This window comes from Actinosynnema sp. CS-041913, assembly GCF_050942485.1.
Taxonomy (GTDB): Bacteria; Actinomycetota; Actinomycetes; order Mycobacteriales; family Pseudonocardiaceae; genus Actinosynnema.
In genome coordinates, this window is sequence record NZ_CP192037.1 from 7088896 (window position 1) to 7104235 (window position 15340).

Consider the following 15340-nt stretch of genomic DNA (forward strand, 5'->3'; position numbering starts at 1 on the left):
CCGGCGGGACGACCCGCCGGTGGTCGAGTCCTGCTCCACGACCTGGGCCGACGGCGACCCCGCGCATCCCGGTGTCCACCCCGGACCGGGCGCAGCTCGCCGACCTGCGCAGTCGTCCAACCGAACCACGGGCGGACGGCGTGGCCGTTAAGATCAGCCACGCCGTGTTGGGGGGAGCCGAAGGGGTGTTCGACGCATGAGTCAGCCAGCCACACCGCTGTCCGAGCAGGAGCAGCAGCAGCTCGTCCGGCAGATCGGGCGGGCCATGCTCCCCGCGCTGCCGCAGGGGTGGCAGCGGGTGCGGGCCGAGTACCGGGCGGCCGGGCGGCACCTTGAGGTGGACCTGGCGTTCGCCGGGCCGGACGGGCAGTGGCGTCCGGTGCGACCACCGATGGACATGGTCCAGCTATTCGGGCAGCTACGCACGGGCATGTACACGCCGGACCGCGGCACGTGGCTGAGCGCGGTCTACGAGATCGAGGCGCCGAGCCAGTTCTCCGTCGACTTCAACGCCGAGGACGAGCCGCGCTGGCGCAACGCGCCGCCGGTGATCGGCTTCCAGGACGAGCTGCGCAACTTCCCCCGCGCCGACGACCGCATCCCGGACTGGCTGCGCCAGCGCGTCGGCCTGCCGCCACGCGTCGAGCCGGTGCCGCCGGGCGAGCTGCGCACCGCGCACGTGTACGACGGACGCGACGAGGCGGGCCGCCCGGTGGTCAACCGGCCTACCGTCGAGCCCCCGCTGCGCGAGGCGCTGCTGACCTACCTGGAGTCCGCGCCGGTCGTGCTGGCCGCCCGGAACCTGGACGTGGACGAGTTCGCGCCCGGCGAGCAGGACGTGCCGCTGAACTTCCGCACCGACGGCACCTGGATCTGGGCCGGCGCCGTGCCGCACTACCTGCGCAAGCACGGCCTGCCGCCGGAGGCGGCGCTGATCCAGCACATCCTGGGCCGCAACTTCGAGGTGTCCGACGTGGACGACGCCACCAAGGACCGCGCGGTCAGCCTGATCACCGGTTCCTGATCGAATATCGCGGGAGAACCGCCGGGCCGTGCGCATTCGTGCGCACGGCCTTTGCGTTAGTACGGAAAGCTTTTCGGAATCGATTTTTACCGTAAATACACTGCGTCACGGGGTCGAACGACTCGGCGCGCTGTGCTCGATGTTGGCGGTCGCGGGCACGTTGACCGTCATCAGCAGCATCGTGACCGGCACTCGGATGAGGCGGAGGTCACTGTGCTCCACCTCGTTCGTTTACGTAGAGTGGCGAAGTGTGCGCACACCGTCGAAGGCCTGGGACATTCGGGGCATCTATGCGCACAAGGGCGCACGCACGGGATACCCTGTGCGCATGAGTCCCGCGCTGGAGACCGTCTTGGCCAAGGCCGGCCTACAGGTCACCCCCGATGAGTTCCTGTCACTCGTCGCGGACGCGGCCAAACGACTCGCCCCGCCACACCCCGACCCGGCCGGCTACTTCACCCCCGACCAGCAGGACGCCCTGACCGACGTGGGCCTGGACCTGAGCCGGCACCGCACGCTGGACGACCAGCCCCGCGCCCGCACCGTCGTGGCCCACGCGGTGCTCCGCGACTCGGCGATGACCGTCGCCGAAGCCGCTCGCCAACTGGGCGTGGACACCAGCCGCATCCGCCACCGCCTTGGCGTGGGCAGGCTGGTCGGCTGGAAGGACCGGGGCTCCTGGCGACTGCCCGCGTGGCAGTTCGCGGGCGGCGGCGTGCTACCCGGCCTGGAGACCGTGCTGGCCGCCGTGCCCACCGACCAGCCCGCGCTGGTGGTCGCCGGCTTCATGACCACCGAGCAGGAAGACCTGCTGGTGGAAGGCAAGCGCATGTCGCCACGCGACTGGCTGCTGGCCGGCGGCGACCCACGCCGAGTAGCCGACCTCGTCACCCAACTGGGCACGCCGGCCTGACGCCCACACCGACAGGATCCGAATGTCACGGCTCCCCCAGCCGCCCGCTCCTGCCGTGCTGCAGGCGAACCTGCGCCGGACCGAGGACGTCGTGGCGGTCCACCGGGCAACCCGCCTGGTCCGCATCTTCACGGCGAAGGGCCTGCACCCCCAACGCTGGAACAGCTTCCGCTACACCGGCCCCCTGCCACACGCCCGTTTCGACACCCAACCCCCCGCGCCGGACGGTGCACCGACCCACGCACACGACCAGGGCGTCCTGTACTTCGGCCTGACGGTGCGCACCAGCATCGCCGAGGTCTTCCAGGCAACCTCGGTAGTGGACCGCCGCACCCGAAGCCCGTTCCTGGTGGTCCTGCGCCCCCGACGAACCTTGCGCCTACTGGACCTGGCGGGCCTGTGGCCGACCAGGGTAGGAGCCTCCCAGGAAATCAGCGCAGGCCCGAAACACCTGACCCAACAATGGGCAAGGGCAATCCGAGCGGCCTACCCGGAACTGGACGGCCTGTGGTATCGCTCGTCAATGGACTCGGGCGACCCGGCCGTCTGCCTGTGGGATCCACCAGGAGGCTCGGGATTACCGCCGGCCCCGGACGTCCTACTCCCACTGGAACACCCAGGCCTGGACCTACCTCTGGCACGAGTCTGCGAGGAACTGAACTACACCCTCCTCGGCTAGCCGACCCAAAGCCTGCGCGAGCACACCGACTCGAAGCCTGCGCGAGCACAAAGAAGGGGCCTCGTGTTCTCCCCGTATGGCCTGCCCGCAGGGCAACCGCGCTTGTCAAGGAGGTGCAAGCACGCTCTTCGCTTGCACCTCCTTGACAAGGGTGGTGGTCTTTGACCAGGCCATACGGGGAGAACACGACGCCTTGCCCTTCCTCCCCGGAGGCCTGCCCAGCGGCGAGCGTCGCTTTTAATCTTTGGACAAAAAGCTAAAAGAGTCCTCGCCGGACAGGCAGGCCGCCAAGGATGATCACAAAAGCAAGACTCGGGCGTCGTGTCATCCCCGCATAACCTGGTCAAAGACAACCACCCTTTCCCTGGGAGTGCAAGCGAAAAGCGTGCTTGCACTCCCAGGAAAAGCGCGGTTCCCTGCGGGCAGGCCATACGGGGATGACACGCAGCCCACCGGGAGGTGTGCGCTGCGCGCGCCAAGGAGCCGGGAGGAGAGTGCGCCAGGTAGTGGGAGCGGCAAAGGGCGTTCACCGAGTCCAATTGCAGCAGGCCTGTCGCAACCGTTGACGCTGGTGCAGCACTAGACGCGGCTTGCCGCCGTGCGTTTACGTGGTGCCGAGAGGAAGCGTCCATACCGGACTTCCGGCAGTTCCTGCTCCCCCAGTTCATACCGGTGCACGAGTCCGTCATGCCGCCACCCGTGAGCCTCGTAGAACTCCCGGCTGCGGGCGTTGTCCTGGAACACCCACAGGACGGCGTACCGGAACCCCTGCTCCACGAGGTGGCGCACGCCGGCCTCGTGGACCTCGTGCCCCGCCCCGGTTCCCCGGTACCGGGGGTCCGCGTAGATCGCGACCAGTTCCCCGGTGTGCAGATCGGGATGGGCGTCCTTCGATTCGCGGACCGCGTCGACCGCGCAGTAGGCCCCGATCCGGCCGCTCTCCTCCACCGCGACGAACACCCGGCTGGGTTCGGGCAGTCGGAGTACCCGTGCCCAGGCCGGCAGGCGGCTCTCGGGGAGCATCCGGTCCAGTACCGGGTCGTCCACGATCCCCCGGTACGAGTGCTGCCAGGCGTCCACGTTGATCCTGGCGATCTCGGGCGCGTCGTCGGGCCGTCCGGGCCGCACGGTCCACTGCATCCGGTGAGCGTGCCGCACCGGCCGCGCGGCTCGCTAGCTTTCCACCAACTCGGCCCGGGGGGCGCCGGCGCACAGGTAGCCCGCGTAGCCCACCCCTTTGACGGAGAACCGGGTGGCCCGGAAACGGGTCGGGTCCAGTTCGTGGAACCTCGTCCGAACCACGTCGTCGAACAGGCGTCCCGAGATCACCAGCACCAGGTCGCCGTCGCCGGTGGCGAGCGCTTTCCGCACCACCTTGGAGTCCAGCAGCCGGCACGTCACGATCGGCGCGTGGCCGACCAGGCCGAACTGGCCGGTGGTCAGGGCGCCGCAGTGCATGGCCAGTCTCATCCGCATCGGGGTGCCCGCGCGCCGCAGGTCCCGCAGCGCTCGGGCCACCTCCTCGGTGAAGTGCGCGATCACGGACGCGGTGTCGGCGTCGGCGGGCAGCACGGCCAGTTCCCCGTCGCCGCGCACCTGGCGGTACCACTGGGAACGGTCCAGTCCGGCGTTGTGGGCGGCTACGTCGAGCACCTCGCCCAGTCTCGACTGCACCAAGGACTGGTCCAGCGCGTCGAGCTTGCTGTAGCCCTCGACGTCCACGGCGACCACGAGCCGGTAGACCAGTCCGTCGAGCGGTGTCACGGTATCCAGCTTCACCACCACAGCATCCGGCCGACGCCCCGGCGGAAGTAGCGGTATCACCGGGTTTCCGACCAGTCGTACGCGATGCTGCTCAGTACCTCGCGATCCACGATCGTGATCGTTCGGTACCCCATCCGTATGACACCACGATCACGCAGCGACCGGAGTTCCTTCCGTGCGGTGTCCTCTTCGGCGCCGACCAGCGCGCCCAGTTCCCGTTGCGTCAACCCGAGATCCAGTGTCACGCCCTCGGGCACCGCGCGCCCGTACCCGTCCGCCAACTCGTCCAGGACGCGCGCCAGCCGCACGAACGCCGGGTAGCCGTTGAAGTCGATGCGCCGCTTGTCCGCCCACCGCAACGTCTGCATGATCATCCGGGTCAACGCGAGCCCCGCTTCGGGGAACCGGCCGAGGTACTCCCGGAACGTCCCGGACGAGATCACCCGGACGTGGGCGTCACCGCACACGGTGACGGTCGCCGAGCGCGGTTCACCGCTCAGCGCGGCCATCTCGCCGACGACGTCGCCGCCGACCTTGATGCTCAGCAACGCGACCCTGCCGTTCTCCAGCGTGACGGTCGCCTTCACCACCGCCCGCACCAGCAGCACCACGTGGTCCGAGTGCTCGGACTCGCGCAGCATCACGTCACCGCGCCGGTACACCTTGGGCACGCCCAGGTCCAGCAACGCGGCCTGCCCCTCGGGCGACAGCATGTCCAGGAAAGTCCCCGCGGGCCACTTGCCGGCACGGGGTGGTGGGATCGCGCTCATGCTCGACCTCCTCGCAGGCGACAAGTGTGCCGCGAATCGGGGAGGCCAATCAGTGATTCGACCGCATTTCAGCTCATTCGGGCCTCGGCGGACACCTGGGCCGAACGCTGACGGGGGAAGGGGTGAGCCCCAGCGGACGCCGGGGCCGAACCGCTCAGGACAGGTGCCGCTCCCACCACCGCAGGACGGCGTCGAACCGCTGTGCGCGGTGCCGGGGCTTGCCGGACCGGGTCAGCTCGTGGCCCTCACCGGGGAACAGCAGCATCTCCGCCTCGACCCCGTTGCGCCGCAACGCGACGAACATCCGCTGCGCCTGCTCCACCGGGCAGCGCCAGTCGTGCTCGGAGTGCGCGATCATGAACGGGATCGACACCTTCTCCGCGTAGGTCAGCGGGGACATCGCCCGCTGCGCCTCCAGGCCCGGCCCGCAGTACGCGTCGGTGAAGAACCAGCCGATGTCCGACGACCCGGAGAACGAGTCCCACGCGTTGACCGCGCGCTCGCTCCACGCCGCCCGGAACCGCTCGCCGTGGTGCGCGGCCAGCCACGACGTCATGAACCCGCCGTAGGAGCCACCCATCACGCCGACCCGGTCGGCATCCAGGTCCGGCCGCTCCAACGCCACGTCGAGCACCGACAGCACGTCGTCCACGTCGACGGTCCCGAACCCGCCGACCACGGCCTGCCCGTGCGCCTGCCCGTACCCGGCCGAACCGCGCGGGTTGGGCAGCACGACCGCGTAGCCCGCGCCCGCGTACACCTGGGCCTCGTCGAAGAACCCCCACCCGTGGTACATGAACGGCCCGCCGTGCACCGCCAGCACGACCGGGTGCGGCCCCTCGCCCTCGGGCAGCACCAGCCACCCGTGCACCGGGTACCCGTCCGACGCGGAGCCGGTCAGCTCGATCGCCGGCCGCAGCGGCACGGCCGAGCCGAACGACGTCAGCACGTCCCCGCCGACCCGCACGACCTCGCCGGTGTTGTCGTTGCGCGTCACGACCGCCACCACCGTGTCACCGTCGGCCGCGAACGACTTCACCTCGGCCTTGTCGCCCGCCAGCAGCTCCGACGACGACAGCGGCAGCTCGACACCGTCCACGGGCACGCGCCGCAACTCCACCGCGCCCCGGTTCCGCACGGCCACGAGCACGCGGTCGCCGACGACGACCGGTGCGCCGGCGGCCTTCTCGCAGTCGACGCTCTCCATCTCGGTGACCCGCGTCAGCATCCCGCCGGAGAACCGCCACAGGCTCATGTTGCGCGCGACGCTGTGCACACCGCTGAACTCGGTGCCGTAGAACAACACGCCGCCGTCGGGCAACGCGACCGGGCACGCCGCCGACCCGCGCGTCTGCACCAGCAGCTCGGGCTCACCGCCGCCGGCGGGCACCGTGTAGAGGTCGTTGTGCAGCGTCTCCACCGCGCCCAGGTCGCGGTCGGCGGCGAACACCAGCGCCGAGCCGTCGGCCGTCCAGGCCGGGTCCGCCACGTCGAACCCGCCGTCGGTCAGCTCCACCGGCTGCGCGCCCTCGGCGACGTCCACGACGAACAGCCGGGAGTTGCGGTCCGCGGTGAACCCGATGTCGTCCAGCCGGTAGTCCATCCGCTGGATGTGCCGGGGCGCCTCGGCGTCCGGCGTCGGCGCGTCCTCGCCCTCGGCCGGGGCCGCCCCGTAACGCCCGGCCTCGGGCACGCGGGAGGTGAACGCGAGCCGCCGGGAGTCGGGCGACCACGCGGGCGCGCCCGCGCCGAGCTTCAGGTCGGTGAGCCGCCGCGCGTCACCGCCGGTCGCCGGCATGACGTGGAGCTGGGGTGGTTTGCCCGGTTCGCTGACGCGGAGGAACGCGACCCACTGCCCGTCCGGCGAGATCCGGGGGTTGAGGTCGCGTTCCGCCCACGTCCAGCGCCGCGCGCCGCTGCCGTCCAGGGGCACGGCGTGCAGCCCGCTCCGGTAGGCGTTCGCGGCGACGTCCGGAGTGAAGACGTTCACCAGGACGAGGTCCCCCCGCACCGACACGGAGCCGGTCAGGGTCAACGACTGCAAGTCATCGGGGCGCACGAATGGGCACGTTACCGCAGAACTCTTTAGCAAGGCTCACAAGATTTTGACGCTCACAGTTTCGTCATGAAACGACGCAGCGCAACCGGTCCGCCACTCGGCGGAGCGGGTCACTCGACGGGCAGCTTCTCGGCCTCCGCGTCGCGCTTGACCTTGATCAGGGACGCGACCGTGGTGATGGCCAGGACACCCACGATCACCGACAGCGACAGCTCGATCCCGATCACCGGCACCGGCAGCGGCGCGCCGTCGTTGAGGAACGGCAGCGAGTTCGAGTGCAGCGCCTCCAGGATCAGCTTCACGCCGATGAAGCCGAGGATCACCGACAAGCCGATCGACAGGTACACCAGCTTGTTCAGCAGGCCGCCGAGCAGGAAGTAGAGCTGCCGCAGGCCCATCAGCGCGAACGCGTTGGCCGTGAAGACCAGGAACGGCTCCTTGGTCAGGCCGAAGATCGCCGGGATGGAGTCGAGCGCGAACAGCAGGTCCGTGGTGCCGATGGCGACGATGACGATGAACATCGGCGTGGCGAACCGCTTGCCGTTGACCTTCAGGAACGACTTGGCGCCGTGGTACTCGTCGGTCACCGGGAAGATCCTGCGCACTGCCCGCAGCGCCGCGTTCTCCTGGTAGTCCTCTTCCTCCTGGTTGTGGTCGGTCCGCGCCAGCTTGTAGCCGGTGTAGATCAGGAACACGCCGAAGAGGTAGAAGACCCAGCTAAACTGCGCGATGACCGCCGCGCCGACCGCGATGAAGATGCCGCGCATCACCAGCGCCATCAGGATGCCGATCAGCAGCACCTTGTGCTGGTGGATCGCCGGCACCTTGAAGGTCGTCATGATGATCAGGAAGATGAACAGGTTGTCGACGCTGAGCGAGTACTCCGTGATGTACCCGGCGAAGAACTCGCCCGCGTACACGCCGCCGGAGAAGAACCAGAGGCCCAAGCCGAACGCGATCGCGACCGCCACGTAGAAGGTGACCCACCGACCGGCTTCTCCGATGGTGACCTCGTGCGGTTTGCGGTCGACGATGAACAGGTCGATCGCAAGCAGGGCCACCAGGCCTGCGATCGTCGCGATCCACAACCACACGGGAACAGCCATCGAAACACCTCCGGTACATCGCGCGCACGCCAATGACCGGAGGTCTCCTCCATCGGCTCGAAAGCCGACCGGCGGCACCGGGCTCCCAACGATGGGCTCCGTGCTGACGACACCGCCGCTCAGGGAGTACTCCCCTCCACGCACCGCCCAGTCTCACGCATGATTGCGGGTTCGCGCCAGTCGGGGTGATCAGACCCACCCGCCTGGGGGCCTACAAGCTGAGAACGACGAACAGCCCTCACGCCCTGTTCTCAGCTAAACCGGCCGCGGCGCCGAACTCCGCCTAAGGTCAACAAGGTGGCCCTCTCCTCCCGCTTCCGCGGCAGGTGGTCGCTCCCCGCGCTGGTCGTGCTGGTCGCCCTGGTGGGCGCCGTCGTGGTCTGGACGCGGCAGGGCGACGACCCGCCCCCGGTGAGCACGCGCGACGCGGTGATCGACGTCCCGGAGAGCCCGGACAGCGACCGGGCGATCCAACTCGACACCACGCTCTACCTGCCGGAACGCACCCCGGCCCCGGCCGTCCTGCTGCCGCACGGCTTCGGCGGCAGCAAGGACGGCGTCGCCTCCCAGGCGACCGAGCTGGCCCAGCGCGGCTTCGTCGTGCTGGCGTACTCGGCGCGCGGCTTCGGCCGCAGCACCGGGCAGATCGCGCTGAACTCGCTGGACCACGAGGTGCGTGACGCGCAGAAGCTGCTGGACTGGCTGGCCACCCGCGAGGAGGTGCGCACCGACGCGGCGGGCGACCCGCGGGTCGGCGTGACCGGCGGGTCCTACGGCGGCGCGCTGGCGCTGTCGCTGGCGGGCGTGGACCGGCGGGTGGACACCATCGCCCCGGTGATCACGTTCAACGACCTGGGCCAGGCGCTGCTGCCGAACTCCGCCCGGACGGACGCCGTGGACACGAACTCGGCCGCGCCGGGCGCGTTCGGCGAGGACGGCGTGTTCAAGCGGTCGTGGGCGGGCATCTTCTTCTCCGCCGGGCTGTCCGGCGGAGACCTGGCCGGCCCCGGCCAGGAGGCGGCGGAGCCGGGCCAGGACGACGGCGGCCAGACCGCGACCGACGCGGCGGCGGCAGCGACCGGGCAGCAGCAACAGCCGGGCACGCCGGCCGGCCCGGTGAACGGCGCGTGCGGCCGGTTCCAGGCCGATGTGTGCGCCGCGTACACCGACGTCGCGACCACCGGCCGGGCCAGCGCGCGCACCCTGGAGGTGCTGCGCCGCTCCTCGCCCGCGACGGTGACCGGCCGGATCACCCAGCCGACGATGATCGTGCAGGGCGAGCAGGACACGCTGTTCGGGCTGGACCAGGCGGACGCGAACGCCCGCCAGATCGCCGCGAACGGCGCGAAGGTCAAGGTCGTCTGGTACTCCGGCGGCCACGACGGCGGCTCGCCCGGCCCGGAGCTGCGCGGGCAGATCGCCGACTGGATGGCGTTCCACCTCGACGGCAAGGGCGCCGATCCGGGCGTCGGCTTCGAGTACACGGTCGTGGGCGCGTTCCGCAGCAGCGGGGCGCCGTCGCTGCGCAACGTGATCGCGCCGCACTACCCCGGCCTGCCGGGCGCCGACCCGGTGGAGCGCAAGGCGGTGCCGCTGACCGGCCGCGACCAGACGGTGATCAACCCGGCGGGCGGCAACCCGGCGGCGGTGAGCAGCCTGCCCGGCCTGGGCTCGGCGCTGGCGCGGTCCAGTTCGATCTCCTCGCGGCTGTCCGTCGACCTGCCGGGGCAGGCGGCGGTGTTCACCAGCGAGCCGTTCACCTCGCAGATGCTGCTGACCGGCGCGTCCACCGTGCGGCTGCGGGTGGCGGCGGTGCCGGGGCAGCCGGTGCCCGCCGAGGGCGCGGTGCTGTTCGCGAAGCTCTACGACGCGGACGCGAACGGCGTGCGCACGCTGCCCGGCTCGGCCGTCGCGCCGATCCGGATCCGGGATTTGCCCGCCGACGGCACGCCGGTCGACGTGACGGTGACGCTGCCGGGCGCGGTGCGCCCGGTGGAGAGCGACCACCGGCTGCAACTGGTGGTGTCCACGACGGACCAGGCGTACGCCAACGCCGCGGAGCCCGCCGCGTACCGGATCTCGCTGGCGTCGCCGGACCTGTCGGTGCCGGTGGTGCCGGGCGTGAACGCGACCAGCGGCGTGCCGACGCAGGCGCTGTGGGGCATCGCGATCGTGCTGATCGCGAGCCTGCTGGTGGCGGTGGTGGCGTGGTTCCGCCGCCGGCTGACCGCCGACGTCGACCCCGAACTGACCGGTGTGCCGCTGGTGATCTCGGACCTGACCAAGTCCTACCCCGGCGGGCTGACGGCCGTGAAGGACCTGTCGTTCCGGGTGGAGCACGGGCAGGTGCTGGGGCTGCTCGGCCCCAACGGCGCGGGCAAGACCACGACCCTGCGCATGCTGATGGGCCTGATCACGCCCACGGAGGGCGAGATCAGGGTGTTCGGCCACCGGATCAGTTCCGGCGCGCCCGTGCTGTCCCGGATCGGGTCGTTCGTGGAGGGCTCGGGCTTCCTGCCGCACCTGTCCGGCCGGGCGAACCTGCGGCTGTACTGGGCGGCGACCGGCCGTCCGGAGGAGCAGGCGCACTTCGAGGAGGCGCTGGAGATCGCGGGCCTGGGCGACGCGGTGCACCGCCGGGTGCGCACGTACAGCCAGGGCATGCGGCAGCGGCTGGCGATCGCGCAGGCCATGCTCGGCCTGCCGGACCTGCTGGTGCTCGACGAGCCGACCAACGGCCTCGACCCGCCCCAGATCCACCAGATGCGCGAGGTCCTGCGGCGGTATGCGGCGGCCGGGCGCACGGTGCTGGTGTCCTCGCACCTGCTCGCCGAGGTCGAGCAGACGTGCAGCCACGTCGTGGTGATGCACAAGGGCACCCTGGTCGCGGCCGGTCCGGTCGAGGAGATCGCGACGGGCAGCGGCGAGGCCACCTTCCGGGTCGACCAGCCCGAGGAGGCGGCGGGCGTGCTGCGCGGGCTGACCGGCGTGCAGGGGGTGTCGGTGGACGGCGAGCACGTGCACGCCGCCCTCAACGGCACGCCGCGCGCGGAGGCGTTGCAGGCGTTGGTGAAGGCGGGGGTGGCGGTCGACCAGGCCGGTCCGCGCCGCCGACTGGAGGACGCGTTCCTGGAATTGGTGGGCGAATGAAGCAGCATGGCGTGCACACCGACCCGTCGGCGATCTCCGACCTGACCGACGCGGCCGAGCAGGAGCACTCGGCGGTCGCGCCGGACGGCTCCAAGGTCGGCTACCGGGCGAGGCGGACGCTGCCGATCCGGGTCGAGCTGGCGCGGCAGCTCCGCCGGCGGCGGACCCAGCTCGTGCTCGGCTTCCTGGTGCTGCTGCCGTTCATCCTGGTGGTGGCGTTCGAACTCGGGCAGTCGTCGCCGAACCGGCGGTCCGGCGGGTTCGTGGACCTGGCGACGGCCAGCGGCGTGAACTTCGTGATCCTCACGCTGTTCGTGAGCGGGAGCTTCCTGCTGCCGATGATCGTGGCGTTGTTCTTCGGCGACACGATCGCGTCCGAAGCGTCCTGGTCGAGCCTGAAGTACCTGCTCGCCGCACCCATCCCGCGGCACCGGCTGCTCCGGCAGAAGGCGCTGGCGTCAGGGCTGCTGTCGGTGTTCGCGCTGGTCCTGCTGCCCGCCGTGGCGCTGGCGGTCGGCGTGCTCTGGTACGGGGCGGGCGAGGCGGTCAGCCCCACCGGCGAGGCGGCGTCGTTCGGCTCGGGCGTGTACGGCGTGGCGCTGGCGGTCTGCTACATCTCCCTCCACCTGTTCTGGGTGGCGGGGCTGGCGCTGTACCTGTCGGTGTCGACGGACGCGCCGCTGGGTGCGGTCGGCGGGGCGGTGCTGGCGTCGATCCTGTCGCAGATCCTGGACCAGATCACCGCGCTGGAGGGCCTGCGGGACTACCTGCCGACGCACTACGCGCTGGCTTGGGCGGACCTGCTGTCGTCCGACGTGGACTGGTCGCAGATGGCTCGCGGGACGTTCTCCGCGCTCGCGTACGGGGCGTTCTTCACGCTGCTCGCGGCTCGGAAGTTCGCGCGCAAGGACATCACCAGCTAGGTTGCCCCACCCGGCTCCGGCCCACCGGGAGCGGCACGCTCCCGGTGGGCCACCTCCGGTTCCGCGGACACGATGTACTCGGCTCAAGGGCGTTTGGACTTCGGCAGCTTGGCGACAACCGCGTCATAGGACCGGTCGAGCAACTCCCGCACGTCGTCCTCGGGCACGCCGCCACCCAACCGGACCCGGTTCCAGCCGTAGCGGCCGACGTAGGCGCTGACCGCGATGTCGTCGGGGAAGCGCTCACGCCACTCGGCCGCGTCCTCGGCGTTCACGCCGCACTTCACGCCTACGGCGTTGCCGGCCAGCCCGATGAACGCGAACGCCTTGCCGCCGACCTTGCAGACCAGGTCCTCGTCACCCCAGGGGTAGCTCTCCTCCGCACCGGGCTTGGCCAGGCAGTGCGCGATCACCTCATCGAGCGTCATAGCCGCACACGCTAAGCCATCCCACCGACAATCTGCCGATGCCTGACCCGACCGATCCCGCGCCCGAGTGCCCGGTGCCGGCCGGCACCGGACCTGCGGCGGAAGCAGCGGCGGGACCGGCGGCGGTAGCGGCATCGGACCTGCGGCGAGAGCGGCACCGGGCTGCGGCGAGAGCGGCGGCGGGACCGGCACCGGACCTGTGGCGGGAGCGACGGAGAGCACGGGCCTTAGCCGGCTCCGCGCGCGTCGAGCTTGCGTGAAGCCTCAAGCGCCGCTTGCTGGAAGCCCGAGCCCGACACCTGGCACGACGCCCAGCGGTGCGCTCGGCCGGTAGCCCGAGAGCGAGGCCGCCGGGTGTGGGCTTACTTGACGCCTGCGGCGTCCATGCCTCGCAGCTCCTTCTTCAGGTCCTGGATCTCGTCGCGCAGCCGGGCCGCCAGTTCGAACTGGAGTTCGCGGGCCGCGTTCATCATCTGGTCGGTCAGTTGCTGGACCAGGTCCGCCAGCTCCGACCTCGCCATGGTGCCGGTGTCGCGGTCTACCAGGACGCCCGAGCTGCGGCCGTTCGCGCCGGGGTCGCCGGTCGGCTTCTTGCCGCGCGACGCGTTGCGGCCGGAGCCGCCCGGTTCGATGGCGTCTTCCGCCTCGGCGTAGACCTGTTCGAGGATGTCGGTGATCTTCTTGCGCAACGGCTGCGGGTCGAGGCCGCGTTCCTCGTTGTAGGCGATCTGCTTGGCCCGCCTGCGGTTGGTCTCCTCGATCGCGTGGCTCATCGAGTCGGTGATGCGGTCCGCGTACATGTGGACCTCGCCCGAGACGTTGCGGGCCGCGCGGCCGATGGTCTGGATGAGGCTCGTGCCGGACCTGAGGAAGCCTTCCTTGTCCGCGTCCAGGATCGACACCAACGACACTTCGGGCAGGTCCAGGCCCTCCCGCAGCAGGTTGATGCCGATGAGGACGTCGTACTCGCCCAGGCGGAGCTGGCGCAGGAGTTCCACCCGGCGCAGCGTGTCGACCTCGGAGTGGAGGTAGCGCACCCGGATGCCGAGTTCCAGCAGGTAGTCCGTCAGGTCCTCGGACATCTTCTTGGTCAGGGTGGTGACCAGGACGCGCTCGTCGCGCTCGGCCCTGGCCCTGATCTCGTGGACCAGGTCGTCGATCTGCCCCTCCGTCGGCTTCACGACCACCTGCGGGTCGACCAGGCCGGTCGGGCGGATGACCTGCTCCACGAACTCGCCGCCGGCCTGCCCCATCTCGTACGGGCCGGGCGTCGCCGACAGGTAGACCGTCTGGCCGATCCGGTCGGCGAACTCCTCCCAGGTCAGCGGCCGGTTGTCGAGCGCGCTGGGCAGCCGGAAGCCGTGCTCCACGAGGTTGCGCTTGCGGGACGCGTCGCCCTCGTACATGCCGCCGATCTGCGGCACCGTCACGTGGGACTCGTCGATGACCAGCAGGAAGTCGTCCGGGAAGTAGTCGATCAACGTCGCGGGCGCGGTCCCGGCGGCCCGGTCGTCGATGTGGCGCGAGTAGTTCTCGATGCCCGAGCAGAACCCGACCTGGCGCATCATCTCGATGTCGTACGAGGTGCGCATGCGCAGCCGCTGCGCCTCCAGCAGCTTGCCCTGCCGCTCCAGCCTGGCGAGCTGGTCGGCCAGCTCCGCCTCGATGTTGTGGATGGCCTTCTCCATCCGCTCCGGACCCGCCACGTAGTGCGTCGCCGGGAAGATGCGGAGGTCGTCCACTTCCTTGATCACGTCACCCGTCAGCGGGTGCAGGTAGTACAGCTTGTCGATCTCGTCGCCGAAGAACTCGACGCGCAGCGCCAGCTCCTCGTACGCCGGGATGATCTCCACCGTGTCGCCGCGCACCCGGAACGTGCCCCGGTTGAACGCCACGTCGTTGCGCGCGTACTGGATGTCGACCAGGGCGCGCAGCAGCAGGTCACGGTCGACCTCGCCGCCCACCTGGAGCTGGATCGAGCGGTCCAGGTACGACTGCGGCGTGCCGAGGCCGTAGATGCACGACACGGACGCCACCACGATCACGTCCCGCCTGGTCAGCAGGCTCATCGTGGCCGAGTGGCGCAGCCGCTCGACGTCCTCGTTGATCGAGGAGTCCTTCTCGATGTACGTGTCCGTCTGCGGGATGTACGCCTCGGGCTGGTAGTAGTCGTAGTAGCTGACGAAGTACTCCACCGCGTTGTCGGGGAAGAACTCCTTCAGCTCGTTGGCCAACTGCGCGGCCAGCGTCTTGTTCGGCGCCATCACCAGGGTGGGGCGTTGCAGCTTCTCCACCAGCCACGCCGTGGTGGCCGACTTGCCGGTGCCGGTCGCGCCGAGCAGCACGACGTCCTTCTCGCCCGTCGTGATGCGGCGTTCGAGGTCCGCGATCGCGGCCGGCTGGTCGCCCGCCGGCTGGTAGTCGCTGACCACGCGGAATTTCCCGTCGGTGCGGGGGATGTCGCCGACGGGACGGTGCGCCGAGTGCGCCTTGACCGGGAGCTCGGTTGGGAAAGCCACGGGAA

At 70.4% G+C, this 15340-nt stretch carries 12 protein-coding genes; 5 read left to right on the forward strand and 7 right to left on the reverse strand.

Translation table 11 applies throughout. From position 1 onward, the window contains the following. The first annotated feature begins 196 nt into the window (after positions 1-196). The 3 genes from ACQPZF_RS31725 to ACQPZF_RS31735 all read left to right on the forward strand — a co-directional run bounded on the left by ACQPZF_RS31725 (position 197) and on the right by ACQPZF_RS31735 (position 2616). Entirely contained in the window at positions 197-1024 is an 828-nt protein-coding gene (locus ACQPZF_RS31725; RefSeq protein WP_433263259.1) for a hypothetical protein, read from the forward strand. A 328-nt stretch (positions 1025-1352) separates the two neighbouring features. Continuing rightward, positions 1353-1937, forward strand: coding sequence for a DNA-binding protein (locus ACQPZF_RS31730; RefSeq protein WP_433263262.1), 585 nt, complete (start codon positions 1353-1355; stop codon positions 1935-1937). Between the two features lie 22 nt (positions 1938-1959). Continuing rightward, positions 1960-2616, forward strand: a complete 657-nt coding sequence (locus ACQPZF_RS31735) for an RES family NAD+ phosphorylase (RefSeq protein ID WP_433263265.1) — start codon at positions 1960-1962, stop codon at positions 2614-2616. A 579-nt stretch (positions 2617-3195) separates the two neighbouring features. Here ACQPZF_RS31735 and ACQPZF_RS31740 read toward each other — a convergent pair. The 5 genes from ACQPZF_RS31740 to ACQPZF_RS31760 all read right to left on the reverse strand — a co-directional run bounded on the left by ACQPZF_RS31740 (position 3196) and on the right by ACQPZF_RS31760 (position 8315). Further along, positions 3196-3756 carry an N-acetyltransferase family protein gene (locus ACQPZF_RS31740; RefSeq protein ID WP_433263267.1) on the reverse strand — a complete coding sequence of 187 codons (561 nt, stop codon included), beginning with the start codon at positions 3754-3756 and terminating at the stop codon, positions 3196-3198. 33 nt (positions 3757-3789) lie between these two features. After that, the gene (locus ACQPZF_RS31745; RefSeq protein WP_433263269.1) at positions 3790-4395 is read right to left on the reverse strand and encodes a hypothetical protein; all 606 of its coding nucleotides are present in this window, start codon (positions 4393-4395) and stop codon (positions 3790-3792) included. 41 nt (positions 4396-4436) lie between these two features. Next, positions 4437-5150, reverse strand: coding sequence for a Crp/Fnr family transcriptional regulator (locus tag ACQPZF_RS31750; protein ID WP_433263271.1), 714 nt, complete (start codon positions 5148-5150; stop codon positions 4437-4439). A 154-nt stretch (positions 5151-5304) separates the two neighbouring features. Then, complete coding sequence (locus ACQPZF_RS31755; RefSeq protein ID WP_433263273.1) at positions 5305-7209, reverse strand: S9 family peptidase; 1905 nt, start codon at positions 7207-7209, stop codon at positions 5305-5307. 110 nt (positions 7210-7319) lie between these two features. Next, positions 7320-8315, reverse strand: coding sequence for a TerC family protein (locus tag ACQPZF_RS31760; protein ID WP_433263275.1), 996 nt, complete (start codon positions 8313-8315; stop codon positions 7320-7322). A 297-nt stretch (positions 8316-8612) separates the two neighbouring features. On the opposite strand from ACQPZF_RS31760, the gene ACQPZF_RS31765 reads away from it, so the two are divergent. Next, positions 8613-11465 (forward strand): alpha/beta fold hydrolase, encoded by a 2853-nt coding sequence (locus ACQPZF_RS31765; RefSeq protein ID WP_433263277.1) that lies wholly within the window; start codon positions 8613-8615, stop codon positions 11463-11465. Further along, a complete protein-coding gene (locus ACQPZF_RS31770; protein WP_433263279.1) occupies positions 11462-12388 on the forward strand; it encodes an ABC transporter permease in 927 nt (308 codons plus the stop codon). The genes ACQPZF_RS31765 and ACQPZF_RS31770 overlap by 4 nt, the downstream gene beginning before the upstream one ends. 83 nt (positions 12389-12471) lie before the next feature. Here ACQPZF_RS31770 and ACQPZF_RS31775 read toward each other — a convergent pair whose 3' ends face one another. After that, entirely contained in the window at positions 12472-12816 is a 345-nt protein-coding gene (locus ACQPZF_RS31775; RefSeq protein ID WP_433263281.1) for an MmcQ/YjbR family DNA-binding protein, read from the reverse strand. Positions 12817-13178: 362 nt separating this feature from the next. Next, positions 13179-15335 carry an excinuclease ABC subunit UvrB gene (gene uvrB, locus ACQPZF_RS31780; protein WP_433263283.1) on the reverse strand — a complete coding sequence of 719 codons (2157 nt, stop codon included), beginning with the start codon at positions 15333-15335 and terminating at the stop codon, positions 13179-13181. Positions 15336-15340: the final 5 nt, after the last annotated feature.